Annotated in this window: 23 protein-coding genes and 2 pseudogenes; 13 read left to right on the forward strand and 12 right to left on the reverse strand. The window is 58.2% G+C overall.

The window, feature by feature from the left end:
• Window positions 1–178: 178 nt before the first annotated feature.
• Together putA and AC4PR2_RS00845 are read left to right on the forward strand one after the other, a co-directional pair.
• Entirely contained in the window at window positions 179–4,150 is a 3,972-nt protein-coding gene (gene putA, locus AC4PR2_RS00840) for a trifunctional transcriptional regulator/proline dehydrogenase/L-glutamate gamma-semialdehyde dehydrogenase (protein ID WP_443014393.1), read from the forward strand.
• A 211-nt stretch (window positions 4,151–4,361) separates the two neighbouring features.
• A pseudogene (locus AC4PR2_RS00845) lies at window positions 4,362–4,457 on the forward strand (type II toxin-antitoxin system HicB family antitoxin); the annotation flags it as partial.
• 29 nt (window positions 4,458–4,486) lie between these two features.
• Here the strand turns inward: AC4PR2_RS00845 and tcyN are convergent.
• The 8 genes from tcyN to AC4PR2_RS00885 form a co-directional block, all read right to left on the reverse strand.
• Complete coding sequence (gene tcyN / locus AC4PR2_RS00850) at window positions 4,487–5,239, reverse strand: L-cystine ABC transporter ATP-binding protein TcyN (protein WP_060424097.1); 753 nt, start codon at window positions 5,237–5,239, stop codon at window positions 4,487–4,489.
• A gap of 3 nt (window positions 5,240–5,242) precedes the next feature.
• Window positions 5,243–5,905 (reverse strand): cystine ABC transporter permease, encoded by a 663-nt coding sequence (gene tcyL / locus AC4PR2_RS00855; RefSeq protein WP_025303237.1) that lies wholly within the window; start codon window positions 5,903–5,905, stop codon window positions 5,243–5,245.
• Window positions 5,905–6,705, reverse strand: coding sequence for a cystine ABC transporter substrate-binding protein (gene tcyJ / locus AC4PR2_RS00860; RefSeq protein ID WP_049197982.1), 801 nt, complete (start codon window positions 6,703–6,705; stop codon window positions 5,905–5,907). The genes tcyL and tcyJ overlap by 1 nt, the downstream gene beginning before the upstream one ends.
• A 115-nt stretch (window positions 6,706–6,820) precedes the next feature.
• The gene (locus tag AC4PR2_RS00865; protein ID WP_025303239.1) at window positions 6,821–7,813 is read right to left on the reverse strand and encodes a D-cysteine desulfhydrase; all 993 of its coding nucleotides are present in this window, start codon (window positions 7,811–7,813) and stop codon (window positions 6,821–6,823) included.
• 125 nt (window positions 7,814–7,938) lie between these two features.
• Window positions 7,939–8,448 (reverse strand): flagella biosynthesis regulatory protein FliZ, encoded by a 510-nt coding sequence (gene fliZ / locus AC4PR2_RS00870; RefSeq protein WP_025303240.1) that lies wholly within the window; start codon window positions 8,446–8,448, stop codon window positions 7,939–7,941.
• A gap of 55 nt (window positions 8,449–8,503) precedes the next feature.
• A complete protein-coding gene (locus AC4PR2_RS00875; protein ID WP_110158021.1) occupies window positions 8,504–9,226 on the reverse strand; it encodes an RNA polymerase sigma factor FliA in 723 nt (240 codons plus the stop codon).
• Between the two features lie 182 nt (window positions 9,227–9,408).
• Window positions 9,409–10,704, reverse strand: coding sequence for a flagellin N-terminal helical domain-containing protein (locus AC4PR2_RS00880; protein WP_197802798.1), 1,296 nt, complete (start codon window positions 10,702–10,704; stop codon window positions 9,409–9,411).
• A 117-nt stretch (window positions 10,705–10,821) separates the two neighbouring features.
• Complete coding sequence (locus AC4PR2_RS00885; RefSeq protein WP_337046595.1) at window positions 10,822–10,992, reverse strand: hypothetical protein; 171 nt, start codon at window positions 10,990–10,992, stop codon at window positions 10,822–10,824.
• On the opposite strand from AC4PR2_RS00885, the pseudogene fliD reads away from it, so the two are divergent.
• The 4 genes and pseudogenes from fliD (at window position 10,986) to AC4PR2_RS00905 (ending at window position 14,381) form a co-directional block, all read left to right on the forward strand.
• Window positions 10,986–12,401: pseudogene (gene fliD, locus AC4PR2_RS00890) on the forward strand (flagellar filament capping protein FliD). The gene AC4PR2_RS00885 and the pseudogene fliD overlap by 7 nt on opposite strands.
• Window positions 12,402–12,433: 32 nt before the next feature.
• Entirely contained in the window at window positions 12,434–12,844 is a 411-nt protein-coding gene (fliS, locus tag AC4PR2_RS00895; RefSeq protein ID WP_038876901.1) for a flagellar export chaperone FliS, read from the forward strand.
• Window positions 12,844–13,212: a flagella biosynthesis regulatory protein FliT gene (fliT, locus tag AC4PR2_RS00900; protein WP_038876898.1), complete on the forward strand. Its 369-nt coding sequence runs from the start codon at window positions 12,844–12,846 to the stop codon at window positions 13,210–13,212. Before fliS ends, fliT begins: the two co-directional genes overlap by 1 nt.
• 308 nt (window positions 13,213–13,520) lie before the next feature.
• Complete coding sequence (locus AC4PR2_RS00905; protein ID WP_060420825.1) at window positions 13,521–14,381, forward strand: helix-turn-helix transcriptional regulator; 861 nt, start codon at window positions 13,521–13,523, stop codon at window positions 14,379–14,381.
• Between the two features lie 97 nt (window positions 14,382–14,478).
• On the opposite strand, the gene AC4PR2_RS00910 is transcribed toward AC4PR2_RS00905, so the two are convergent.
• Together AC4PR2_RS00910 and AC4PR2_RS00915 are read right to left on the reverse strand one after the other, a co-directional pair.
• Window positions 14,479–14,697, reverse strand: a complete 219-nt coding sequence (locus tag AC4PR2_RS00910) for a hypothetical protein (protein ID WP_197802801.1) — start codon at window positions 14,695–14,697, stop codon at window positions 14,479–14,481.
• Between the two features lie 162 nt (window positions 14,698–14,859).
• Window positions 14,860–15,789 carry a LysR family transcriptional regulator gene (locus AC4PR2_RS00915; protein ID WP_197802803.1) on the reverse strand — a complete coding sequence of 310 codons (930 nt, stop codon included), beginning with the start codon at window positions 15,787–15,789 and terminating at the stop codon, window positions 14,860–14,862.
• A 129-nt stretch (window positions 15,790–15,918) separates the two neighbouring features.
• Here AC4PR2_RS00915 and AC4PR2_RS00920 point away from each other — a divergent pair, with 129 nt between their 5' ends.
• Window positions 15,919–16,530, forward strand: a complete 612-nt coding sequence (locus tag AC4PR2_RS00920; RefSeq protein ID WP_197802806.1) for an FMN-dependent NADH-azoreductase — start codon at window positions 15,919–15,921, stop codon at window positions 16,528–16,530.
• Between the two features lie 278 nt (window positions 16,531–16,808).
• On the opposite strand, the gene AC4PR2_RS00925 is transcribed toward AC4PR2_RS00920, so the two are convergent.
• Together AC4PR2_RS00925 and fliE are read right to left on the reverse strand one after the other, a co-directional pair.
• Window positions 16,809–18,968, reverse strand: coding sequence for a phage tailspike protein (locus tag AC4PR2_RS00925; RefSeq protein WP_336947898.1), 2,160 nt, complete (start codon window positions 18,966–18,968; stop codon window positions 16,809–16,811).
• Window positions 18,969–19,406: 438 nt separating this feature from the next.
• Window positions 19,407–19,721 carry a flagellar hook-basal body complex protein FliE gene (gene fliE, locus AC4PR2_RS00930; protein ID WP_492174855.1) on the reverse strand — a complete coding sequence of 105 codons (315 nt, stop codon included), beginning with the start codon at window positions 19,719–19,721 and terminating at the stop codon, window positions 19,407–19,409.
• A gap of 314 nt (window positions 19,722–20,035) precedes the next feature.
• Here fliE and fliF point away from each other — a divergent pair, with 314 nt between their 5' ends.
• Genes fliF through AC4PR2_RS00960 form a run of 6 tightly spaced genes read left to right on the forward strand, consistent with a single transcriptional unit; the run spans window position 20,036 to window position 26,486 of the window.
• Window positions 20,036–21,742: a flagellar basal-body MS-ring/collar protein FliF gene (gene fliF, locus AC4PR2_RS00935; RefSeq protein WP_492174821.1), complete on the forward strand. Its 1,707-nt coding sequence runs from the start codon at window positions 20,036–20,038 to the stop codon at window positions 21,740–21,742.
• Complete coding sequence (fliG, locus tag AC4PR2_RS00940; protein ID WP_033634975.1) at window positions 21,739–22,731, forward strand: flagellar motor switch protein FliG; 993 nt, start codon at window positions 21,739–21,741, stop codon at window positions 22,729–22,731. The genes fliF and fliG overlap by 4 nt, the downstream gene beginning before the upstream one ends.
• Complete coding sequence (gene fliH / locus AC4PR2_RS00945) at window positions 22,724–23,428, forward strand: flagellar assembly protein FliH (RefSeq protein ID WP_443014395.1); 705 nt, start codon at window positions 22,724–22,726, stop codon at window positions 23,426–23,428. The genes fliG and fliH overlap by 8 nt, the downstream gene beginning before the upstream one ends.
• A complete protein-coding gene (gene fliI / locus AC4PR2_RS00950; protein WP_004934781.1) occupies window positions 23,428–24,789 on the forward strand; it encodes a flagellar protein export ATPase FliI in 1,362 nt (453 codons plus the stop codon). Before fliH ends, fliI begins: the two co-directional genes overlap by 1 nt.
• Window positions 24,790–24,810: 21 nt before the next feature.
• Window positions 24,811–25,257 (forward strand): flagellar export protein FliJ, encoded by a 447-nt coding sequence (gene fliJ, locus AC4PR2_RS00955; protein WP_033647768.1) that lies wholly within the window; start codon window positions 24,811–24,813, stop codon window positions 25,255–25,257.
• Window positions 25,254–26,486, forward strand: coding sequence for a flagellar hook-length control protein FliK (locus AC4PR2_RS00960; RefSeq protein ID WP_443014397.1), 1,233 nt, complete (start codon window positions 25,254–25,256; stop codon window positions 26,484–26,486). The genes fliJ and AC4PR2_RS00960 overlap by 4 nt, the downstream gene beginning before the upstream one ends.
• The last annotated feature ends 34 nt before the right edge of the window (window positions 26,487–26,520 follow it).

The raw sequence follows: 26,520 nt of genomic DNA on the forward strand, positions 1-26,520 counted from the left end.
ATGAAACTCACACTTCGCTCATCAGCCTGATTTAACAAGGTTGCACAAAGTTGCAACATGCAGGATATTGTCTGCATTCTTGACACCACACATCTCACGAACCTATCCCAACAGGCTTTCCGGCCTGCTGTTTGTCTAGCCTGATGGGATAGGTTCTAAACACAGGAGTTGGATTGGCATGGGCACTACCACAATGGGCGTGAAACTCGACGAGGCAACACGCGACCGGATCAAGAGCGCCGCACAGCGCATCGATCGCACGCCGCACTGGCTCATCAAGCAGGCCATCTTTAATTACCTCGAGCGTCTCGAGAGCGGTTCCGATATTCCTGAAATTCCAGCGCTGGCCGCTGCGGGCCAGCCTGAAGCGGACGACATTATGCCGCAAGCGCAGGAAGAGTCACACCAGCCATTCCTCGATTTTGCCGAACAAATTCTGCCGCAGTCGGTTACCCGCGCCGCCATCACCGCCGCCTATCGTCGCCCGGAGACCGAAGCGGTGCCGATGTTGCTCGAACAGGCGCGATTACCCGCCGATCTTGCACAGGCCACTCACAAAATGGCCTATGGTATCGCCGAGAAGTTGCGTAACCAAAAAAGTGCAAACGGCCGCGCCGGCATGGTGCAAGGCCTGCTGCAAGAGTTCTCCCTCTCTTCGCAGGAAGGCGTGGCGCTGATGTGCCTGGCGGAAGCGCTGCTGCGCATTCCAGACAAACCGACCCGCGATGCCCTGATCCGCGACAAGATCAGCAACGGCAACTGGCACTCGCACCTCGGGCGCAGCCCGTCGCTGTTCGTCAACGCCGCGACCTGGGGCCTGCTGTTCACCGGCAAGCTGGTGTCCACGCATAACGAAGCCAATCTGTCCCGTTCGCTGAACCGCATTATCGGCAAGAGCGGCGAACCGCTGATCCGCAAAGGCGTGGACATGGCGATGCGCCTGATGGGCGAACAGTTCGTGACCGGCGAAACCATCGCCGAAGCGCTGGCCAACGCGCGCAAGCTCGAAGAAAAAGGCTTCCGCTACTCCTACGACATGCTGGGCGAAGCTGCCCTGACCGAAGCCGACGCGCAGGCCTACCTGGTTTCCTACCAGCAGGCGATCCACGCCATCGGCAAAGCCTCCAACGGCCGCGGCATCTATGAAGGCCCCGGCATCTCCATCAAGCTGTCCGCCCTGCACCCGCGCTACAGCCGCGCGCAGTACGAACGCGTCATGGAAGAGCTCTACCCGCGCCTGCTGTCGCTGACCCTGCAGGCACGCCAGTACGATATCGGCATCAACATCGACGCCGAAGAGGCCGACCGCCTGGAGATCTCGCTCGATCTGCTGGAGAAGCTGTGCTTCGAACCGCAGCTGGCCGGCTGGAATGGCATCGGCTTCGTGATCCAGGCCTACCAAAAACGCTGTCCGTTCGCCATCGACGCGGTGATCGACATGGCGCAACGCAGCCGCCGTCGCCTGATGATCCGTCTGGTGAAGGGCGCCTACTGGGACAGCGAAATCAAACGCGCCCAGATGGACGGCCTGGAAGGCTACCCGGTCTACACTCGCAAGGTCTATACCGACGTTTCCTACCTGGCCTGCGCCCGCAAGCTGCTGTCGGTGCCGAACCTGATTTATCCGCAGTTCGCGACCCACAACGCCCATACCCTGAGCGCCATCTATCATCTGGCCGGCAACAACTACTACCCTGGCCAGTATGAGTTCCAGTGCCTGCACGGCATGGGTGAGCCGCTGTACGAGCAGGTGGTGGGTAAAGTGGCCGACGGCAAACTGAACCGCCCTTGCCGCATCTATGCGCCGGTCGGCACCCATGAAACGCTGCTGGCATACCTGGTGCGCCGCCTGCTGGAAAACGGCGCCAATACCTCGTTCGTCAACCGCATCGCCGATGCCACCCTGCCGCTCGACGAGCTGGTGGCCGATCCGGTCAGCGCCGTGGAAGTGCTGGCAGCCAGCGAAGGCCAGATTGGCCTGCCGCATCCGCGCATTCCGCTGCCGCGCGAGCTGTACGGCGAGAAACGCACTAACTCCAGCGGTCTGGATCTGTCCAACGAACAGCGTCTGGCCTCGCTCTCCAGCGCCCTGCTCACCAGCGCCAGCCATCCGTGGCGCGCGGAACCTATCATCGACGCCGAATTGGATCAGGGCGTGGAGCAACCGGTGATCAACCCGGCCGAGCCGGGCGATGTGGTCGGCTACGTGCGTGAAGCCACCGAAGGCGAAGTCAGCCGTGCGCTCGACGCCGCCGCGGCCGCCGGCCCAATCTGGTTCGCTACGCCGCCGACGGAGCGCGCCGCGATCCTCGAACGCGCCGCCGAGTTGATGGAGAGTCAGCTGCAAAGCCTGCTGGGCATTCTGGTGCGTGAAGCGGGTAAAACCTTCAACAACGCCATCGCCGAAGTGCGCGAAGCGGTGGACTTCCTGCACTACTACGCCGGCCAGGTGCGCGACGATTTCGCCAACGACAGCCACCGTCCGCTGGGCCCGGTAGTCTGCATCAGCCCGTGGAACTTCCCGCTGGCGATCTTCACCGGCCAAATCGCCGCGGCGCTGGCGGCGGGCAACAGCGTGCTGGCCAAACCGGCCGAGCAAACGCCGCTGGTCGCCGCGCAGGCGGTGCGCATCCTGCTGGAAGCCGGCATTCCGCAAGGCGTGCTGCAGCTGCTGCCGGGCCAGGGTGAAACCGTCGGCTCAACGCTGGTCAACGATGCCCGCGTCCGCGGCGTGATGTTTACCGGCTCCACCGACGTCGCCGGCATTCTGCAGCGCAGCATCGCCGGTCGCCTGGATCCGCAAGGCCGTCCGACGCCGCTGATCGCCGAAACCGGCGGCCTGAACGCCATGATCGTCGACTCTTCGGCCCTGACCGAACAAGTCGTCACCGACGTAGTGGCCTCCGCCTTCGACAGCGCCGGCCAGCGCTGCTCCGCGCTGCGTATCCTGTGCATTCAGGAAGACGTGGCCGAGCACACGCTGCAAATGCTGCGCGGCGCGATGGCCGAATGCCGCATGGGTAACCCGGAGCGCCTGTCTACCGACGTAGGCCCGGTGATCGACACCGAAGCCAAAACCGGCATCGAACGCCACATCCAGGCGATGCGCGCCAAAGGCCGCAAGGTGTACCAGGCCGCCAAAGGCAGCGCGCAGGATGAGAAAGAGTGGGCGCGCGGCACCTTCATCAAACCGACGCTGATCGAACTCGACAGCTTCGACGAGCTGCAAAAAGAGATCTTTGGCCCGGTGCTGCACGTGGTGCGCTTCCAGCGCAACAATCTGGACGCGCTGGTCGATCAGATCAACGCCGCCGGTTATGGCCTGACGCTGGGCATTCACACCCGTATCGATGAAACCATCGCCCGGGTGACCGAACGCGCCAAGGTCGGCAACCTGTACGTCAACCGTAACATGGTTGGCGCGGTGGTCGGCGTGCAGCCGTTCGGCGGCGAAGGCCTGTCGGGCACCGGCCCGAAAGCCGGCGGCCCGCTGTACCTGTACCGTCTGCTAGCTAACCGTCCGGACGACGCGCTGCAGCGTACGCTGCACCGTCAGGACGACGAGCGCCCGATGGAAGCCACCGCGCGGCCGCAGCTGTTGGGCGCGCTGCAATCGCTGGAGAAATGGGCGGTCACCAGCCAACACAGCGAACTGGCGGCATTGGCGCAGCGCTATGCGGAGCTGGGCCAGGGCGGCACCGTACGTCCGCTGCCGGGCCCGACCGGCGAGCGCAATACCTATGCCCTGCTGCCGCGTGAACGCGTGCTGTGCCTGGCGGATAACGAAGCCGACGCGCTGATCCAGTTGGCCGCCGTGCTGGCGGTCGGCAGCAGCGCGCTGTGGCCGGAAGCGGAACTGCAGCGCAATCTGTTCCGCCGCTTGCCGAACGATGTGCAGGCGCGCATCGCCTTCAGCAAAGACTGGCAGCAGGACAAGGTCGAGTTCGACGCCGCCATCTACCACGGCGATGCCGACCAGCTGCGCACCCTGTGCGAGCAGATCGCGCAGCGCGGCGGCGCCATCGTCTCGGTGCAGGGCTTCGCTCACGGTGAAACCAACATCCTGTTGGAACGCCTGCTGATCGAGCGTTCGCTGAGCGTCAACACCGCCGCCGCCGGCGGTAACGCCAGCCTGATGACCATCGGTTAACGCATCGTCAAGGCGGCCATGCATGGCCGCCTGATTGGCTCACCGCTACGCAAACCCTGCACGTGTGCAGGGTTTTTTATTGCCCGCAGCCCGGTCAGCCGTTAGCGTCTTGCTATCCTGGCATGAGGATGTGGCGCCTCATGGGCGATAACAACAGGGTGAACTCAGAACGAATTAGTCTGCTTGCAAACCGTGGCAGAACGCTACTCGTCGCATTGACTCTCGGGTTCAGTAACATCCGGGATACGGTAGCCGCAGCGGATTTCTCGCCGCCGCCGCGCGAAACGCATTGTTGAAAAAGGAGTGAATGCGAACGGGGGAAGCTCCCCCGCCGTCTTATTGATTCAAGAATTTGTCGAGGAATTGCTGAGTGCGCTGGTGCTGCGGGTTGGCGAACAGCGCTTTGGCCGGGCCCTGTTCAACGATGCGGCCGTGGTCCATAAAGATAACCCGGTCCGCCACGTCGCGGGCAAAGCTCATCTCATGGGTGACGATCACCATGGTCCGTTTCTCTTCCGCCAATGAGCGCATGGTATTGAGCACTTCCCCCACCAGCTCGGGATCGAGCGCCGACGTCGGCTCATCGAACAGAATCACCTCCGGCTGCATCGCCAGCGCGCGCGCAATAGCCACCCGCTGCTGTTGGCCACCGGACAGCCGCCGCGGATACGCCTGCTCTTTGCCGCTTAGCCCCACCTTGGCCAGCAACGCGCGGGCGCGCTGTTCCGCGCTGGCTTTCGCCTCGCCCTTGACGACCACCGGCCCTTCGATGATGTTTTCCAACACCGAACGGTGCGGGAACAGGTTGAAGTTCTGGAACACGAAACCGACCTGCTGGCGCAGCGCTCGCACCTGATTTTTCTGTTTGCTCAGCGGCTTGCTGCCGTCGATCAGGATATCGCCGACGCGAATGGTGCCGGAATCCGGCTCCTCCAGCAGGTTAATGCAGCGCAATAAGGTGGTTTTCCCCGAGCCGCTCGGCCCGATGATCGCCACCACTTCGCCGGCGTCCACCGCCAGATCGATCCCATGCAGCACCGTCTGACCCTTAAACTGCTTGGTCAATTGCTTAACTTCGATGGCACTCATGCGCTACTCCTGATCCTGGCGATTAACGTGGGCTTCCAGACGGTTTTGCAGCGCGGAAAGCAGGGTCGCCATCACCCAGTAAATCAGCGATGCCGCCAGGTACATGGTGAACACTTCCAGCGTGCGCGAGGTGATCAGCTGCGCCTGACGGAACAGTTCCGGCACCTGAATGGTGGCGGCCAGCGAGGTGTCTTTCACCAGGCCGATGAAGCTGTTGCCCAGCGGCGGCAAGGCGGTGCGCGCCGCCTGCGGCAGGATCACTCGGCGCAGGGTTTGCCAACGGGTCATGCCGATGCTGGCGGCAGCTTCCCACTGCCCTTTGTCGATCGACGAAATCGCCGCGCGCAGCGTTTCCGAGGTGTAGGCGGCGGTATTGAGCGACAGGCCAATCAGCGCCGCCGGGAAAGGATCGAACTCGATGCCGAACTGCGGCAGACCGTAATAGATCATAAACAGCTGGGCGATCAACGGCGTGCCGCGGAACAGCGACACGTAGATACGCGACAGCCACGACAGCGGCCACAGCGGCGAAAGGCGCATCAGCGCCAGCAGAAAACCGAGCAGCAACCCCAACGCCATGCCGCCCAGGCTGAGCTGAAGCGTCAGTATTGCGCCCTTCAATAAAAATGGCGCTGAATCCAGCGCCAGTTGAATACTTTCGTGCATTATTTAGTTACGTCCGCGCCAAACCATTTCTCGGAGATCTTCGCCATCGTGCCGTCTTTTTGCATCTCGGCGATCGCCTGGTCAATCGCGGCCAGCAGCTCTGGGTTGTTCTTGCGCAGCGCCACGCCGGACTCCTGGCGAGAGAACGCCGGGCCGGCTACCGCCAAGGTATCGCCGGTTTTCTTCACCAGATCCAGCGCCGCCAGGCGATCCACCAGAATGGCGTTGATGCGGCCAACGCGCAGATCCTGATACTTGGTCGGGTCGTCGTCGTAGGTACGCACGTCCACGCCCTGCACGTTCGCGCGCAGCCATTGCTCATAGTTGGTGCCCAGGCCCACGCCGACCTTCTTGCCCTTCAGGTCTTCCGGCTTGGTGATGGTGCCTTCGTTGCCTTTTTTCACCAGCGCCTGAATACCGGAAACGGTGTAAGGGGTGGAGAAGTCATATTTCTTCTTGCGCTCATCGGAGAGCGTCACCTGGTTGATGACCACGTCGATGCGCTTCGAATCCAGCGAAGCCAGCATGCCGTCCCACTTGGTCGGGTTCAGCTTGGCCTTCACGCCCAGGTGTTCCGCCAGCGCGTTGGCGAAATCCACTTCGAAACCGGTCAGCTTGCCGTCTTCCCCCTGGAAGCTGAACGGCGGATAGGTGCCTTCCAGGCCGACGATCAGCGTGCCGCGCTGCTTCACCTGCTGCAGCAGATTGTCGGCAGCGTAGGTTTGGGTCGCCAAACCGGCGGCCAACGCGACGCCCACCACGCCCAACAGCCATTGACGACGAACTTTTGCAAACATCATAAACACCCCTGTGTGTTATTTATCTTTTTTGATATCAGCACTTTAACAGTGCGACCGCCCGCATAAAGGAATATAACTTTATAAATATAGTTCAAAATGGAATAACAAGCGGTGTTTACACCTGTGGATGGTAGGCGAACAGCGCCGGCGCGCCGCCGGTGTGAACGAACAGAATAGGGCCTTCATCGCGGAAGCGCCGCTGGGCGATGCCGTCGATCAAACCGGCCATCGCTTTGCCGGTGTACACCGGATCCAGCAATACGCCTTCTTGCTGCGCCAGCAGCTGCACCGCCGCCATGCCCTCTTCGTTCGGCATGCCGTATTGCGGCGCGAAGTAATCGTCCCACAGCGCGATCGGCGCCAGTTCGTCGATATTCAGCGAACAGGCCAGAGCTTTCTGGATCTGCTCCACCTTCGGAAGCTGATCGATCACGGTACGCGAGACGGTCACGCCGATCAGTTCGGTTTCCGGCAGCAGCTGCTGCAGCCCCACCGCCAGCCCGGCGTGGGTGCCGGCGCTGCCGGACGCCACCACCACCGAACTGAACGCCACGTTGCTGCGTTGGCTCTGCTCGGCGATTTCCAATGCACACTGTACGTATCCCAGCGCGCCCAGGGCATTGGAACCGCCCACCGGCACCACGTAAGGCCGGAAGCCCTGCGCCTCAAGGCGCGTCGCCAGCTCCGCCAGCTGCTGCTGCGGATCGTGCAGCGCTTCGCACATCACCACCTCGGCGTTGAACAGGCCGAGCAACAGGCGGTTGCCGTTGGTCAGGTAGTTTTCCGCGCGGGTGTCGATAGGGTTTTCCAGCAGCGCGACGCAGTGCAGACCCAGTTTCGCCGCCACCGCCGCCGTCTGGCGCACGTGGTTGGATTGAATGGCGCCGGCGGTGACCAGCGTATCGGCACCCTGACGCAGCGCGTCGGCGGCCAAAAACTCAAGCTTTCTCAGCTTGTTGCCGCCCATGGCCATAGGAGTGACATCGTCACGTTTAAGGTAGATTTCGCGGCCGAGGTAATCGGAGAGACGGGACAGCTTTTCGAGCGGTGTGGCGGTGCCAACCAGATCCAGACGCGGAAATTGCGCCAGTTGTTGTTGCAGGTTCACTACTTCCCCCCAGGGAATCGAATATCAACATCTGATAACCGATAGATTTAGCAGATGTGAACTGAATAATCATCCTTTATCACGGGGGAAACAGCAGGCCCCGGCCCAGCGGCCGGGGAAAAGTCTCAGTAGCTGCGCTGCCAGGCGAGATACTGATCGTATTTGCGCAGCGCAATGCGGTAGTTGTTGTGCGCAGCGGTAGGCAGATCGTCGATGATGCGCTGATGGCTGGCGCTGCTGGCGAATTTATCCGCCGGGTAGTTGCGCGCCACCAGCATTTCGTCCAGCCGGCGCAGCCGCACCACATACTCGCGGATGGTGCTGTGGCTCATCTCGGTCTGCTCGAACAGATACTGTTTGAACGCCATGATGTCGAAATAGCTCGGGTGGCTGTTGCAGGAGATCTCGCTGCAGAAGCGGCACAGCGCGGTCAGCTCGTGCTGCACGTTTTGCCAGACCGCATCGTCGATCGGCTGATCCATGCGCGCGATGGCTTCTTTATTGATAATCTTGCCGCGAAACACCAGCGCCATGCGGTCCAACAGTTTGCCGCACTGGGAGCAATGGGTTTGGCTGTGCTTGTAGTCTTTCAGGTAACGGCTAAGCGGCCGTTTCTTCAACAGTATTCCTGGCATAAAGGGCAGTCCGATTGTCGCATGAGTCATCGAGTTGAGGGGCGGTGGGCCGCCGTCAGGTATCGTTCGCCAGCCGCGCGCGCAGCCGTTTGATCGCCTGACTGTGCAGTTGGCTGACGCGGGATTCCCCGACGTCCAGCACGGCGCCGATCTCTTTGAGATTCAACTCTTCCTGGTAATACAGCGTCAGCACCATTTTTTCGCGCTCCGGCAACGCCTCGATGGCGTCGATCACCCGCTGGCGCAGGCTACCTTCCAACAGGTGATGCAGCGGGTTGGCCTCTTCATGCCCTTCCAGCATCGGTTCCGCGTTCTCGCCATGCTCCTCGCGCCATTCGTCGTAGGAGAAAAGCTGGCTGTTATTGGTGTCCAACAGAATTTGACGGTACTCATCCAGCGAGATGTCTAGCGCCTGCGCCACTTCCGTCTCGCTCGCCGGACGGCCGTAACGCTGTTCCAGTTGCCGCATCACCTGCGCGACCTCGCGCGCATGGCGCCGCACGCTGCGCGGCACCCAGTCGCGGCTGCGCAACTCGTCGAGCATCGCGCCGCGAATGCGTTGCACCGCATAGGTGGTAAAGGCGGTTCCCTGTAGGGCGTCATAACGCTCAACGGCGTTCAATAGCCCGATTCCCCCGGCCTGCAGCAAGTCGTCAAGCTCCACGCTGGCGGGCAGCCTGACCTGCAGGCGCAACGCCTCGTGGCGCACTAACGGGACGTAGCGCAGCCAGAGAGAATTTTTGTCCATCACGCCTTCGGCGGTATACAGATCGCTCACTATGTCTTAAACCTGCGGATAAGAGAGTCAGCGCTATTATGCGTAGGGGGCGGAATGCCAATCGGCTGAACAGTCGCACAAAACGGGCTTTATTTGCGCCATGTAATAACCGCGCGATGCGCGAGCATAAAAAAACCCCGCCGAAGCGGGGTTTCTTTGCGACAGTTAATCGGGAGAGACGATTAACGCAGCAGGGACAGCACGTTCTGAGTAGACTGGTTAGCCTGTGCCAGAACAGAGGTGCCAGCCTGTTGCAGGATGTTGGCACGGCTCATGTTGGACACTTCGGTCGCGTAGTCAGCATCCTGGATACGGGACTGAGAAGCAGACAGGTTGTTAACGGTGCTGTTCAGGTTGTTGATAACAGAATCGAAACGGTTCTGTACCGCACCCAGGGAAGAACGCAGGGAGTCAACCTGAGACAGCGCTTTGTCCAGGGTTGCCAGCGGATCGGCAGTTTTAGGACCGGTCTGGATTTGTTCACCTTTACTTACTTTACCTGTTTTCTCATCAACATTAGCTTTGAAATAGGCCTCTTTGCCATCTGCATCCTTACCTTTGATGGCATAACCATTTGCATTGCCTTTAGCGTCAGTCAGAGTACGCAGTTCTTCACCCGCTGCAGTATCCAGACCAGTAACTGTCTGCCCGCCAGTAGTAGTTGTCACTGGAACAGTTGGTACAGAAGTTTCGGTGCCTGACAAAGTGATTTTGGATGTTGCGTCACTAACATCGTAAGTATATTTACCGGTAGCTGCATCTACAGTCGCTTTGAATGCATCACCACCCTTTTTGACATAAAAATCACCAGTGCCACCGGCATCTTTAAACAAACCACCAGCGTCTGCACCAGTGCTAGTCGTTGACACTGCGGTATCAGTTGTTGTTGTAGTTCCGCCAACTTTCGTTACTGAAGCTGTACCTACTTGTTTTGCAGGGTCCATTGGGTCTGCCACGCTGAACTTATCCAGACCCAGAGTTTTAGCGTTGATGTCTTTCAGTTCGATATCGATGGTTTCGCCGTCGTTCGCGCCAACCTGGATGGTCAGTTTCTGATCTGCGCTCAGTACTTTCACGCCGTTGAAATCAGTCTGCTCGGAGATGCGGTTGATTTCAGACAGACGCTGAGAGATCTCGTCCTGGATGGACTGCAGGTCGCTGGAAGAGTTGGAACCGTTCTGAGACTGTACGGTCAGACGACGGATGTTCTGCAGGTTGTCGTTAACTTCGTTCAGAGCGCCTTCAGTGGTCTGCGCCAGAGAGATACCGTCGTTGGCGTTGCGAGAAGCCTGAGTCAGGCCCTTGATGTTCGCGGTGAAACGGTTGGAGATAGCCTGACCCGCAGCATCGTCTTTCGCGCTGTTGATACGCAGACCGGAAGACAGACGCTCAATCGCAGTACCCAGAGAAGACTGAGATTTGTTCAGGTTGTTCTGCGCCATCAGCGACAGGCTGTTAGTGTTGATTACTTGTGCCATTGTTTGCTTTCCTTACGAGTCAGTTGCGTTCTTCGCAACACAGTTAAAAGGTTCGGGCTTGTTTGCCCACGGCGTCAACCACCGTCCCCTCAGGTATCGGCCCTCCCCTAACAACCTTTAGCAATTTTTTAAAATTTTTTGCGCCAGGGGCAATGGCGGAAATAACGCGGTTTTTCCCTCCTCTATTACGCCATCGTTTTTTTGTTTTTTTCGGTAAACTTTTTCATCACTGGGCCGATAACGCGTAAAGCGAATAAAGTCATTATCAAGGAGAAGCACGAATGGCATCGATCAGTTCATTAGGCATCGGCTCAGGAATCGACCTTAACGGTTTGCTCGACAAGCTGACCAAAGCGGAACAGCAGCGTCTGACGCCGTACACCACCCAGCAGACCAGCTACAACGCCCAGCTAACCGCTTACGGCACGCTGAAAAGCTCGCTGGAGAAGTTTGACAATCTGAGTAAAGACCTGGCCAAGCCAGAGTTCTTCAACAACACCACCGCCACCAAGCACGATCAGTTTACCGTGACCACCACCGACAAGTCGGTACCGGGCAACTACTCGATCGAGGTGCTGAAACTGGCACAGCCGCAAACACTGACCACTCAAACGCCGATCGCCGACCAGCAGGCCAAGCTGGGCACGCCGGGCAGCAGCGATCGTTCCATATCTATTACGGCAGGCAACCCGCCGAAAGAGACCAAGATCCCGCTCGGTGACGATCAGACCTCGCTGGTCGAGATGCGCGACGCCATCAACAAATCGAAATCCGGCGTTACCGCTAGCATCATGCGCGTCGGCGACAATGACTATCAACTGGCATTGAGCTCCACCACGCCAGGCGAAAAAAACACCATTGCGGTATAGGTCAATAACGACGACAAGCTCGGCGCCATCCTCAACTACGATCCTAAAAATCCGCCGAAAGATGGCAGCACCGCGATGAAACAAACCGTGCCCGGGCAGGATGCGGAAATCGTCGTCAACGGCACGAAAATCAAGCGCAGCACCAACTCGATCGCCGATGCCTTACAGGGTGTCACGCTCGATCTGAAGAGCACCACCAAGTCCGGCGAACCGCAAAACCTGGTGATCGGCATCGACAAGAGCGGCAGCGCCGACAAGATTAAAGAGTGGGTGGATAACTACAACTCGCTGCTGGACACCTTTAATTCGCTGACCAAATACACGCCGGTCAAAAGCGGTGAAGCGCAGAATGCCAAGAACGGTGCGCTGCTGGGCGACAATACCCTGCGCGGTATCCAGTCCTCGATCAAAAGCGCCCTCAGCTCGGCGCAGGACAACCCGGAGTTGAAAGGCCTGGGCAACCTCGGCATCACCACCAACGTCAAAACCGGCAAGCTGGAAATCGACAGCACCAAGCTGAACAAAGCCATCGACGAAAAACCAGACCAGGTCGCCAACTTCTTCGCCGGTAACGGCAAAGACACCGGTATGGCCACCGAGATCCACAACGAGATCCAGAGCTACATCAAATCCGGCGGCATCATCGAGAACTCGACCAAGAGTATCAACACCAACCTCGATCGCCTGAACATCCAGATCACCACGGTCACGGCCAGCATTCAGAACACCATCGACCGCTATAAGCAGCAGTTCGTTCAGTTAGATACCATGATGTCTAAATTGAGCGGCACGGGTGACTATTTAAAACAGCAATTCTCGGCAAAGTGATCCCTTAACCAAGTAACAGGTAAAGAAACAACATGTATAACAGAAGCGGCACTCAGGCCTATGCACAGGTCAGTCTGGAAAGCGGCGCCATGAGCGCCAGCCCGCACCAGTTAATCGTGATGTTGTTCGACGGGGCGCTCAGCGCCCTGCTTCGCGCACGCATCCTGATGAACCAGGGCGATATCGCCGGCAAAGGCCTGGCGCTGTCCAAAGCCATCAACATCATCGACAACGGCCTGAAAGGCGGCCTGGACCCTCAGCAGGGCGGCGAGATCGCCGAAAACCTGGCGGCATTGTACGACTACATGAAGCGTCGGTTAATGCAGGCCAACCTGCATAACGACGAGGCGGCGATTGCCGAAGTGGTCAAACTGCTGGAGAACATCGCCGACGCCTGGCGCCAGATCGGCCCTAACTACCAACCTTCGCAGGACGCCGTGTAATGGAACGTCAACAGCAGCTGTTAGCCGCTTATCAACAAATTTACAGCCTGAGCAGCCAGATGATCGCGCTGGCGCAAACCGGGCGCTGGGAAGAGCTCGTCGAACTCGAATTCGCCTACGTGACGGCGGTGGAAAAAACCGCCGCCTTTACCGGGCAAGCCGGCCCGTCTATGGCACTGCAGGAGATGCTGCGCAATAAGCTGCAACAGATCCTCGACAACGAAACCGAGCTCAAGCGTCTGCTGCAGCAGCGCATGGATGAGCTGAAAACGCTGATCGAGCAGTCCACGCGCCAGAACGTGGTCAACAATACCTACGGCCAGTTTCATGACCGCGCGCTGTTGCTGGGGGAACCACAGGTCCGATAAGATCGACAATACTGACGAAAATGGATTAAATAGCACCATGCGCTATTACTCTCGGGTTACGTTAGGATATTAATCTATGGCATTTGAATTATTCAGTTTATGGGTAATTGGTAAAATGCGCGCTTCGAGCCTGGCTCTCACTTTAATGGATAAGCATCATCCCGACACGGACGTTTTCTGTTCAGCAGGAAATTGATTTTTGATAGATAAAACACGCCGCTGTGTTTCACAGCCCATGGAAAAATGTTGCTCCAACGCGGATCAAAGCGTAAAGATATTCCCAGATAATGGCTGCGAAATGAATATCGATGGAACGTACAATTAATCTCTGTCCAGGAATTGGTGCCTCAGCGCACATCGTTCAGCATACTGAATTATTATTCCCTTCAGTCTATTTTGAGCAACCACATCTGTATCTGATACAACAAGGCCATAAGCGCGTACGCTGGCAACAACACGAAGTGGTGGCTCATCCCGGCGAGCTGTTGATTATCGACGGGGGACAAACGGTGGATATTATTAACGGCCCCTCCGAAGAGGGCGTGTTCAGCTGTCAGTTGTTGACCTGCGACCCTCTGCTGCTCACTCTTCAGCCTCCGGCCGAGGAAACGCCGGCGCCGATGCCGTTCGATGCCGTCCTGGCGCTGCGCAATCTGCCCTGCGCCCTGAAGCACAGCTTTGAGACCACCAGCCTGGCGCTGGCGCTCCGGCAGCGTTTTCCCACCATCATCGTGCGGCACAAAATGCTGGAAATTCTGCTGTGGCTGGCCCAGTTCGGCATTCGCTTCATCCACAACGAAGCCAAAGACCTGACGCAGCGCGTGCGCCGCTGCCTGGCAACCGATCCGCACAGCATTTGGACCGCGGCCAAAGTCGCGGAGAGCCTGTCGATGAGTGAAGTGATGCTGCGCCGCAAACTGTCGATGGAAAATACCGCGTTGCGCAACCTGATGATCGACGTGCGCATGAGCAGTGCGCTGGCCCTGCTGCAATCCACCGACTGGCCGATATCCGCCATCGCACAACATGTCGGCTATGAAAGCGCGTCGCGTTTCGCCGAACGTTTTCGCAAGCGCTTCGGCTTTGCGCCTACCGCCATTCGCGGCCACCAAAGGATTATGGAACCTGGCCCCCTGGGGGCCGAAGCGATAGCCGCTGGAGAAACATAAATAGACGCGCAACAAAATGGCTTTATTTAGCACAGGTTCCTAACAGTTGTCACAACGATGAGATAGGCTACGCAACGTCGAACCGCCGAAGAGCAAATTAAACGATGCGTAATGAAAAGCGATTATTTTCTCTGTCAATAATGTTGTTGGGGCTGTGGCTTTTAGCATTGCTGTATGAAGAAGACATGATGCGCTTACTTGCCGCACAATAAAATGGCCAGGCTTTTATCGCCTGGTCAGACTTCAGTCCAGTTTGACCAGAATGCCAATTAATACGGCGAGTACCATCAGCATTAAAATACTGATCAGACGCCATCTGGATTCACTTTTCGTGCTCATTGACCTGCCTCGAATAATAACCCTACTAATCAGGCCATAATAAACGGTCACCTGGGCATTCAATAAGCCTGACAGCGCCGTTTTCGTCCCTCTATTCGGTACATTAGCGTCCGTTTCCTGTCAGTTGTGGCTCCGGCCCTTAGCGTTGTGATACCGACGGCGCCACAAGCGCCAATTTCCCCGGCAGCTCCGCCACCAGTTTGTCCACCGCCAGCCGCACCTTGAGCGGCTGGTAAGGCATATAGGGCCATACCGCATTCACCGGAAAACTGAGGCTGGACTCACCGCGCATGATCTCCACCAACGTCCCCGCCGCCAGCCGATCGCGTACCAGCCACTCCGGCAGCCAGGCAATACCGGCACCGGCGGAAACGGCATCGACGATCCCCTGCATATCGTCCATCATCATCTTGGCCGGTGGCCTGAACGGCTGCAGCTCGCCGTTTTCGCCGCGAAGTTGCCAGGGCAACACCGCGCCCGCGTGCAGATACCCCACCGCCTGATGTCGGCTTAACGCGTCCACCGCGCTCGGCTCACCGCTGCGCCGCAGGTAGTCGGGCGAAGCGCACAGGAGCATGCCGTGTTCCCCCAGGCGCCGGGCAACCAGACTGCCGCTGTCCGCCAGCTCGCCGATGCGTACCGCCAGATCGAACCCCTCATCGACCAGATCGATCCTGCGGTCGCTGAACGAGATTTCCAGCGTCAACAACGGATGCTCATTCGCCAGCGCCGTCAGCAAGGGGGCGATGCACAGGTGGCCGAACAACACCGGCACCGAGACCCTAAGCCGGCCGCTGACCTGCATCTTGCCGCTGTCCAGCTGATTTTCCGCCGCCTGTATGTTCGCCAACGCCTGCCGGCAGTGCTCGTAGTAAAGCACCCCTTCATCCGTCAGGCTCAGGCTGCGCGTAGTGCGCATAAACAACATCACGCCGAGCCGCGCCTCCAGCCGCGACACGATTTTGCTGACCGCGGAGCGCGTCAGATGCAGTTTTTCTGCGGCGGCGGCAAAACTGCCGCCTTCCGCCACGGCGACAAAAGCCGGCAGCGCGCTGAGATCGCTTTTCATTTTACCGTTTCCAAATTGGAATCAATTAAGTGAAAACCTATCACCACTGGTGAACATCAAGCAATGATAACCTGCAGTCATTCCGGAATTCCCGGTGAAAACCACAGATGATCGTCAGAGGACAACCACATGAAAAAAATACTGGTGCTCAAATCCAGCATTATGGGAAACGACTCGCAGACCAATAACCTGATTGACCGCTATCTGGCGGAACGTCGGGCCAAAGGGCACGAAGATAAGATCGTCGAGCACGATCTGACGGCGTTGGATCTGCCGGTATTGGACGGCGAGCTGTTCAGTGCGCTGCGCGGCGCGGAAAACACCAGTCCACGCGCGCAAGCGGCGGTGGCGCTGTCCGATCGGCTGATTGCCGAACTGAAAGGGAGCGATCTGCTGCTGATCGGAGCGCCAATGTACAACCTCAACGTACCGACCCAGCTGAAAAACTGGTTCGATCTGGTGGCCCGCGCCCGGGTAACGTTCAACTATACCGCCACCTACCCGGTCGGGTTGGTCGAGGGCGTCAATGCGCTGGTATTCAGTTCACGCGGCGGCGTACACGCCGGCCAGCCGACCGACGCCGTGACGCCCTACCTGCGGTCGGTGCTGGGGCTGATGGGGATCGGCGACGTGCAATTTATCTATGCGGAAGGGCTGGATATGAAACCGCACGGCCTCGCTCAGGGGCTGGCGAACGCTCACGAACGGATTGCGGAATTGGTATACAGATTAATGAAGTGAGGAAAGTCTTGTTCCTCAGTCAGCTATCTGAGCTGACACTCACTTTTGCAAATTATTGCCGCTTTGGTTTAATGATTAATGATATGCCAGTAAGTGTGGTACTTTTAACTATACTGGCTAATAATTTAGCATAATTATGATCGGTTTCACGGAGATCGCTGTCTCCACACTTCAGCTTACATACAGATAAGTTAATTTTAGACTAATATATTCATCATGTGGCAATGCATATTAATTGACATTAACAACCACTACGCATTACGAGTCGACACGAACTATTACTTTGTAACAAACCAAAGCTCAGAGCCTTTTTCTATACGAATGATTCTACCATCGTATTGCTCAGGTCCACCACGATAAGCGAAATCAGCTGTTAAACCCAGATTGTTTTTCCCATTCCCTGCTTTGATAATCAAACCTATAAATGTATCTTCTGCACTTTGAATCACAACATTAAAATATGTTCCTACCGGCATATTGGGCAACGCATGTATAACACATGTTCCGTCAGACGTAGAAACAGTGTAAGTCATTCCATGTTGGGGAATCCAGCCGGTACTCTTTGCGTTAATAGCATTCCCTCCTGCAGACGCAGATAAATGGACCCCATTATAAGACTTAACCTCGAGCATCTCGCAGCGGTACTTATTATCTAGAGCGTCATAAAAAAACTCAATAATTCGCTCATTTGAGATCCCCCAACCGAGGTCATACGATCCACCAACGATAGCACCGTTGAGGCTTAGCACCACAGAACGGTCCGAACTGCGCACACAAAAGTAAAAGCTACGTGGGCAATCACCACGATTTGGTGCAATCAACGTCACCTTGTATGATGCATTAGCCCAGTAGACAGTATCTGACTGAGGGATAATAGAGCAGTTTTCTTTAATTCGAATGAAATTGTTCGGAATAACTTGGGAGCTTATTGCCGCTGAAGTTGCCGTTTTGCATCTATAAAGGTCCTGAACACCTTTCGCCGTCAAGCCTTCATACCTCCCTGACTTTATAGTGCCATGTCTAAATTTTGGCAAACGCAATTTTTGTGGCTTACTGAAGGAAAAGAACCCATCCCGCGACGTTATATAAGTTATCCCATCGAAAGTATCATTCGGATCAAATATCATTGCCCACTCGCCCGTTTTTAGCTGAAACAAACAAGGAGCCTCTATGCCAGAGCGCATAAGATATTCGATTTCCGCACCACCGGCTGACATACTTACCGTGCTGACATATTTATATGGCCCTAAAAATGATGTGCTGTGAAAAACATCAATCACACCATGGTTTTCTCTTTTTGCCGCAAGTAAATATTTTTTATTTTCAATATCTTTGACAATATCGGCATCGATACGACTATATTTATTAATGCTTCCATCAGATTCGTGATAATCGATGCGTGACGGCTCAGAGAACCGCATCTCATTTATATCCGTGCATTTGGCAATATATGTACCAAAGTAATTCGATTTAGCCATTGGCGAAGACGATTGATCATAGCCTAAGTAAATACTAATAATCACATAAAGCTCATCACTCTCAACAATGAGTTCTGGAGCCCATAATTTATCTGCGCCTCTTGTTCCTTTGTCCCAGGCTTTTTTCCGGCTACAAATAGCTTCATTTCCATTAAGTTTGACATTGACACGCTTCCAATTTATTAAGTCTTTACTGGTGTATACGAGCATGTCATAGTTTTCAACCGAATTTTCCGTTATAGCGACAAACCAATTATTTTTGAAAAAACAAATCGATGGATCACGCCCTGCAATTGATTTTTTACCATCACTCAATTGAGTGGGGTCACTCCAGTTAAGACCATCGTGAGACGTAACTAAATTAACCGCATTCGTGTTTGTCTCAAAAAATGTAGCATAGTAAATATCGGCAGTGCTTTTTATAAAGCCTAATGAGTCCAACTCTTCACCTACGGTGACATTTTTATACCCAATAAAATCGGCCCCAGTAGAGGAAGATAGCTCTGACAACTTCCCGTCAATATATAAGTTAGCAATATAAGGCTCATATTGACGAACATCGGGAATATAAAACTGCTGCCCCCCCTCACGATCATGCACAGCCAAGGCATAGCTTTCCAGCGTAACAAGCCTCCCCCCTTCATTGTTAATGCGAGGAGCACTACTTTCATCGAGCAATATAGGCTGTGAAACAAGCATACGGGAGCCATCTTCCCGTTCCAGATACACAGGAATCTGGTTTGCCGACACAAGAGGATCGGTATCAGCTCTGCCTATATACATTTGGCCATTCGCACTGCCTTTGAATGAGCTTACGAGCGTGAGCAATCGAGGAGGGATCGCACTCAGTGAAGCTATGTTAGGCAAGAGAGGCCCGTTGTCTTTTGCCCAAGCCGGCGAGGTGAGCGCGCCACCGAAAAAAAAGGACACCAGACCTTTGACTACGCTTCTGCGATCCATGAGTTACTCCAAGTTAAACACGCTAAGATACAAAATAGCATATCTTCCTATTTAAAATAGAGTAAACGGGGCGAGTTTGTATCGAATTAATGCTAAAAATTGTGAGTAATATTGACTAAAATCCCTTACTCTTTATTCAGTTGATTACTGAGTGATTAAGTTTATTTTTCAATGCAGTTAGAAAAGAAAGAAAGCAACAAATGCCTATGTTGGAAAAATAGCCTCTAATTAACAATACCCGTTACAATTATGCAAGCGCAGACCACATCAATCGTCAGAGTGCCATGTTTACCCCTCTCCCCATAAAAACACGAAGAATTACACGCCAGCCATAGGGATTTCGTTCTAAAAACAAGTGAATAATAAATAAAACCAGCAAAGTGAAATATATGCATAGGATATGCTGTCGAACACTTTATCTTATGCATAAAGTTTTCATCACACCGGCATATTCATAATATCTTGGTAGGCCGCCACCAGCTTGTTGCGCACCTGCACGCCCAGTTGCAAAGAGACCGACGATTTCTGCAGATCGACCATCACATCGTTCAGGCTGATGCCCGGCACGCCCAGTTCAAAATCCTGCGCCTGCTTGCGCGCCGTATGCTGGGTCTCGCTGATCTTGCCGAGCGCCGCGGTCAGTTCGCTGGCGAAGCTGACGCCCTGTGGCACCGCATTCTGCCCCATTTTGCCGGCCTGAACCGCCATGGTCTGCATCTGCTGCAGTACCCCTTCAATGCCCTGAATCGCCATCTGGTCCTCAATCATATCGTCTCGCCGGGTGACGTTTCACCCTGCACTTCTCCAATGATGCACACCCTAGCACAGCGTTTTCAGAGCTAAAGCGGCTAATTAACTGCAAAAAACCCGGCTTATCGGGCAATCAGAATCGTCTGATAAGGCGAATAATGGCCTGCCCAGAAATGGGAGCGCCGCTATTTAGAAGATATGTGTATCAGGGAGTCTGTTTTGTCACACAACGCTAACCATACCGTTCATCAGCCTGGCAGGGAGCTGCTCAGCGGCCCGTACGGGATCGTGAGCGCCATTGAAGGACGAGACCTAAAATGAGTGCTTCGATAACCGCCGGCGAAAGCCGCGACAACGGCCTGCAGGCCATCTGGAATCGTCTGCGCGCCAACCCGAAAATTCCGTTGCTGGTCGCCGCTTCCGCCGCGATCGCGATCGTCGTCGCGCTGCTGTTGTGGGTGAAAAGTCCCGACTACCGCGTGCTGTACAGCAATCTGAACGACCGCGACGGTGGCGCCATCGTCACCCAACTGACGCAGATGAATATCCCTTACCGCTTTGCCGAGAATGGCGCAGCGCTGCTGATCCCGGCGGAAAAGGTGCATGAAACCCGCCTGCGCCTGGCGCAGCAAGGGCTGCCGAAAGGCGGCGCCGTCGGTTTCGAACTGCTGGATCAGGAAAAGTTCGGCATCAGCCAGTTCAGCGAGCAGATCAACTATCAGCGTGCCCTTGAGGGCGAGCTGTCGCGCACTATCGAATCGCTGGGGCCGGTACAAAACGCCCGCGTTCACCTGGCGCTGCCTAAACCTTCGCTGTTCGTGCGCGAACAAAAATCCCCTTCCGCGTCGGTAACGCTGACCCTGCAACCCGGACGTGCGCTGGACGATGGCCAGATCAACGCCATCGTTTATATGGTGTCGAGCAGCGTCGCCGGCCTGCCGCCGGGCAATGTGACCGTGGTCGATCAGGCTGGCCGTCTGCTGACGCAGTCCGACGGCACCGGGCGCGATCTCAACGCCTCGCAGCTGAAATACGCCAACGAAGTGGAAAACGGCTTCCAGCGCCGCATCGAAGCGATCCTCGCCCCGGTGGTCGGCAGCGCCAACGTGCGCGCGCAGGTCACGGCGCAAATCGACTTCGCCACTCGCGAACAAACCGATGAACAGTACCAACCTAACCAACAGCCTGACAAAGCCGCTATCCGCTCTCAGCAAACCAGCCTGAGCGAGCAGATCGGCGGGCCACAGGTAGGCGGCGTGCCGGGCGCACTGTTCAATCAGCCAAGCGCGCCGGCCACGGCGCCGATTGAGACCGCCAAGCCGGCCAACGCCGCAGGCAACAATGCCAACGCCAACGCCACCGCGCAAAACGCCGCGACCACCCGCAGCGCGGCGGCCAGCGGCGTACCGCAAAATACCCGTCGCGACGCGACCACCAACTACGAGCTCGACCGCACCATTCGCCATACCCAGCAAAAAGCCGGCACCGTGCAGCGTTTGTCGGTCGCCGTAGTGGTCAACTACCTCGGCGTAGATAAAGACGGCAAACCGCAGCCGATGAGCAAAGAGCAGCTGGCGCAGATCGAAGCGCTGGTGCGTGAAGCGATGGGTTACTCCAGCAGCCGTGGCGATACCCTGAACGTGGTCAACACGCCGTTTACCGACAGTCAGGTGACCGGTGGCGAACTGCCGTTCTGGCAAAGCCAGTCGTTTATCGATCGTCTGATAGACGCGGGCCGCTATCTGCTGGTGCTGCTGGTGGCCTGGCTGCTGTGGCGCAAACTGGTGCGGCCGCAGCTGCAACAGCGCCAGGCGGCGCAACAGGCCGCCGTCGCCGCCGCCAACGCCCCTGCCGCCAAACCGGTCGACAGCAGCAAACCGAGCAACGAGGAGCTGGCGCAGCGTCGTAAATCGCAGCAGCGCGTCAGCGCAGAAGTCCAGAGCCAGCGGATCCGCGATCTGGCTGACAAAGACCCACGCGTGGTCGCTCTGGTAATCCGCCAATGGATGAGTAACGAGATATGAGCCTGACCGGAACCGACAAAAGCGCCATCCTGCTGATGACGCTGGGTGAAGATCGCGCGGCGGAGGTGTTCAAACACCTCTCCTCGCGCGAAGTACAGCTGCTGAGCGGCACCATGGCCGGCATGAGCCAGGTTTCGCACAAACAGCTCGGCGAAATACTGACCGAGTTTGAAGACGACGCCGAGCAATACGCGGCGCTGAGCGTCAACGCCAGCGACTACCTGCGTTCGGTGCTGGTCAAAGCGCTGGGCGAAGAGCGCGCCGCCAGCCTGCTGGAAGACATTCTCGAATCGCGCGAGACCACCACCGGCATGGAAACGCTCAACTTTATGGAGCCGCAGAGCGCTGCCGATCTGATCCGCGACGAACATCCGCAGATCATCGCCACCATTCTGGTGCACCTCAAACGCGGCCAGGCGGCAGATATCCTGGCCCTGTTCGACGAACGCCTGCGCAACGACGTGATGCTGCGTATCGCCACCTTCGGCGGCGTACAGCCGGCGGCGTTGGCGGAGCTGACCGAAGTGCTGAACAATCTGCTCGACGGCCAGAACCTCAAGCGCAGCAAAATGGGCGGGGTGCGCACCGCCGCCGAGATCATCAACCTGATGAAAACCCAGCAGGAAGAAGCGGTCATCGACGCGATGCGCGAATACGACGGCGAGCTGGCGCAGAAGATCATCGACGAGATGTTCCTGTTCGAAAACCTGGTGGAGGTCGACGATCGCAGTATCCAACGCCTGCTGCAGGAAGTGGAAGGCGAGTCGCTGCTGATTGCGTTGAAAGGCGCCGAGCAGCCGCTGCGCGAGAAGTTCCTCAAGAACATGTCGCAACGCGCCGCCGACATCCTGCGCGACGATCTGGCCAACCGTGGGCCGGTGCGCATGTCGCAGGTGGAGAACGAGCAGAAAGCCATTCTGCTGGTGGTAAGACGCCTGGCGGAAAGCGGCGAAATGATCATCGGCGGCGGCGAGGACACCTATGTCTGATCGCATTAACACCCTGCCCTGGCAGCCCTGGTCGCTCAACGATTTGGGCGAACAGAAACCGGATGTCGAACTGCCGCAGTTGCCGGATCTCGAACTTGACGATCCGTCGCCGGACGCACAGGCCGAATTGCAGCAGCAGTTGGCGACGCTGCGCCTGCAGGCGGAGCAACAGGGCCAGCAGTTGGGCTATGCCGACGGCCAGCAAAAAGGCTATGAGGCCGGTTTTCAGTCCGGACTGGAGGAAGGCCGCCAGCAAGGGCTGCTGGAAGCGCAGCAGCAGCAGCAGCCGCTGACTGCCCACTGGCAGCAGCTGGTCACCGAATTTCAGCACACGCTGGACGCGCTCGACAGCGTGATCGCTTCGCGGCTGATGCAGCTGGCGCTGACCGCCGCCAAACAGGTGCTGGGCCAGCCTCCGGTATGCGACGGCACCGCCCTGCTGGCGCAGATCCAACAGCTGATCCAGCAGGAACCGATGTTCAACGGCAAGCCGCAGCTGCGGGTGCACCCGGACGACTACCCGCGCGTCGAGCAGCAGCTGGGGGTCACCCTCAGCCTGCACGGCTGGCGCCTGCTGGCGGACGGCGAGCTGCACCCGGGCGGCTGCAAGGTCAGCGCCGAGGAAGGCGATCTCGACGCCAGCCTGGCAACGCGCTGGCATGAACTGTGCCGCCTGGCGGCACCGGGAGAAGTCTGATGACCGCGCGTCTCGGCCGCTGGCTGAGCTCTCTGGATACGCTGGAAAAACGCATCGCGCGCGCGCCGACGGTGCGCCGCTATGGTCGCCTGACCCGTGCGACCGGGCTGGTACTGGAGGCTACCGGCCTGCAGCTGCCGCTCGGCGCGACCTGCCTCATCGAACGGCACGACGCCGGTGAGGTGCAGGAAGTGGAAAGCGAAGTGGTCGGCTTCAACGGCCAGCGGCTGTTCCTGATGCCGTTGGAAGAAGTAGAAGGCATCGTGCCGGGCGCGCGGGTTTACGCCCGCATCGCGCCGGAAGGCCAAAGCGCCGGCAAACAGCTGCCGCTCGGCCCGGCCCTGTTGGGACGGGTACTGGACGGCAGCGCCAAACCGCTCGACGGCCTGCCTTCACCGGAAACCGGTTACCGCGCGCCGCTGATCACCGCGCCGTTCAACCCCTTGCAGCGCACGCCGATCGAGCAGGTTCTGGACGTGGGGGTGCGCACCATCAACGGCCTGCTGACCGTCGGCCGCGGCCAGCGTATGGGCCTGTTCGCCGGCTCCGGCGTCGGCAAGAGCGTGCTGCTCGGCATGATGGCCCGTTATACCCAGGCGGATGTGATCGTCGTTGGCCTGATCGGCGAGCGTGGCCGCGAGGTCAAAGACTTTATCGAGAACATTCTCGGCGCCGAAGGCCGGGCGCGCTCGGTGGTGATCGCCGCGCCGGCGGACGTGTCGCCGCTGCTGCGCATGCAGGGGGCGGCCTACGCCACCCGCATCGCCGAAGATTTCCGCGATCGCGGGCAGCATGTGTTGTTGATCATGGATTCCCTCACCCGCTACGCCATGGCGCAGCGTGAGATCGCCCTGGCCATCGGCGAGCCGCCGGCGACCAAAGGCTATCCGCCTTCGGTCTTCGCCAAGCTGCCTGCGCTGGTGGAACGCGCGGGCAACGGCATCAGCGGCGGCGGTTCCATCACCGCCTTCTACACCGTGTTGACCGAAGGGGACGATCAGCAAGACCCGATCGCCGACTCGGCGCGCGCAATTCTCGATGGCCACGTGGTGCTGTCCCGGCGCCTGGCGGAAGCCGGCCACTACCCGGCGATCGACATCGAAGCGTCAATCAGCCGCGCCATGACGTCGCTGATCGACGAAGAGCATTACCGCCGGGTGCGCACCTTCAAACAGATGCTGGCCAGCTATCAGCGCAACCGCGATCTGATCAGCGTCGGCGCCTACGCGGCGGGCAGCGATCCGTTGCTGGACAAAGCGATGACGCTGTATCCGCAGATGGAAGCTTACCTGCAACAGGGCATCTTTGAACGCAGCGGCTATGATGAAGCCTGTCAACAGCTGCAGCAGTTGATTGTTTAACGTCACCAGAGGCGCACAGCGATGAAATCACAATCCCCCCTGATTACCCTGCGAGATCTGGCGCAGGATGCGGTGGAACAGGCCGCGCAACAGCTGGGCCAGGTACGGCAGGCGCAGCAGGCGGCAGAGCAGCAGCTGTCGATGCTGCTCAACTATCAGGACGAATACCGCCAGAAGCTGAATCATACGCTCTGCGACGGCATGGACAGCTCACGCTGGCAAAACTACCAGCAGTTTATCGGCACGCTGGAACAGGCCATCGACCAACACCGCCAGCAGCTGCTGCAGTGGGGGCAGAAAGTGGATCATGCGGTGAAGCAATGGCAAGACAAACAACAGCGGCTGAACGCTTTCGAGACCCTGCATACCCGCGCTCTGACGGCGGAGCAGCAGCAGGAGAACAAACGGGATCAAAAACTGATGGATGAGTTCGCTCAACGCAGTGCACAAAGGAATATCAACCCATGAATCTGAACGCCCTGCCCGGCCTGGCCTTACCCGGCGACGCCGGCGGCCTGGCCGAACTGACGTCGGCGCTGGATGAGAGCCAGCTGTCGTCCGCTTTCGCCCAGCTGCTAGGCGCCCGTTTCGCGCCCGCCGCCGACGGCAAACAGCCGCCGGTCGCGCTGAGCGCGGACGAAGAACGCGCCCCGGCCCTGAGCCGCAACCAGCTCAATCAACTGCTGGCCACCTTCGGCGAGCGCGGCGGCCTGCTGCCGGGCCAGACGGCCTCAGCCGACGCGCTTTCACCTGAGGGCGTCGAGGACGAAGCGCCCGCCGCCGGCGACAAACCGGCGCAGCCGCCGATCGCCGCCGCCAAAGAGCTGGATGCCGCAACGCTGCAGGCGCTGTACGCCATGCTGCCGGCCGCGATCGTCGCCCAGGCGCAACCGGCCGAAGGCCAACGTTCGCTGCCGGTGGATAGCGCTGACGAGGCGACTGCGCTGCAGCCCGGCAATGGCCTGCTGAACATCGCGGCGGCCGGTGATAAAACCGCCGCGCGTTCCTCGGCATCCCCCGCTCCCTCGCTAACAGGGGCGAAAACGTCGGCTACCGACGGCGATAATGCCAAGGCGGCGCTCCCACAACCGACCAACGGCGAACGGGCAAACACCGCACAGCCGCTGCCGGCGAGCGATGCGCAGCAGCCACCGACGCTCAACCACGCCGTCGCCCTGGCCGCCGCCAGCCCAACGCAAACGGCCGCTCCTGCCAGCGCACTGGTGACCGCACCGCCTGCGCCGCAGCTCAACGCGCAGCTGGGCAGCCCGGAGTGGCAGCAGGCGTTGAACCAGCAGGTGCTGATGTTCCACCGCAACGGCCAGCAAAGCGCCGAGCTGCGCCTGCACCCGCAGGAACTGGGCGCCCTGCAGATCACGCTGAAACTGGACGATCAGCAGGCGCAGCTGCACATCGCCTCCGCTCACGGTCAGGTGCGTGCGGCAGTGGAAGCGGCGATGCCGCAGCTGCGGCACGCGCTGGCGGAGAGCGGTATCAACCTGGGGCAGAGCAGCGTGGGCGGCGAGTCCACTCCGCAATGGCAGCAGCAGGCGCAACAGCAGGCTTCCAACGGCCAGGGGCGTTCCAGCTATGCTGAACATCATGGCGGTGACGGCGCAGCCGCCGAGGGCGTCAGCGCACCGGCGGCGCTGCAGCGTATGGCCAGCGCGGTCAACGGCGTCGATATTTTCGCCTAAGCCGCCGCAAACGCCCAAGCTGGCACCCATTTGC

This window comes from Serratia sp. A07, from assembly GCF_058725505.1.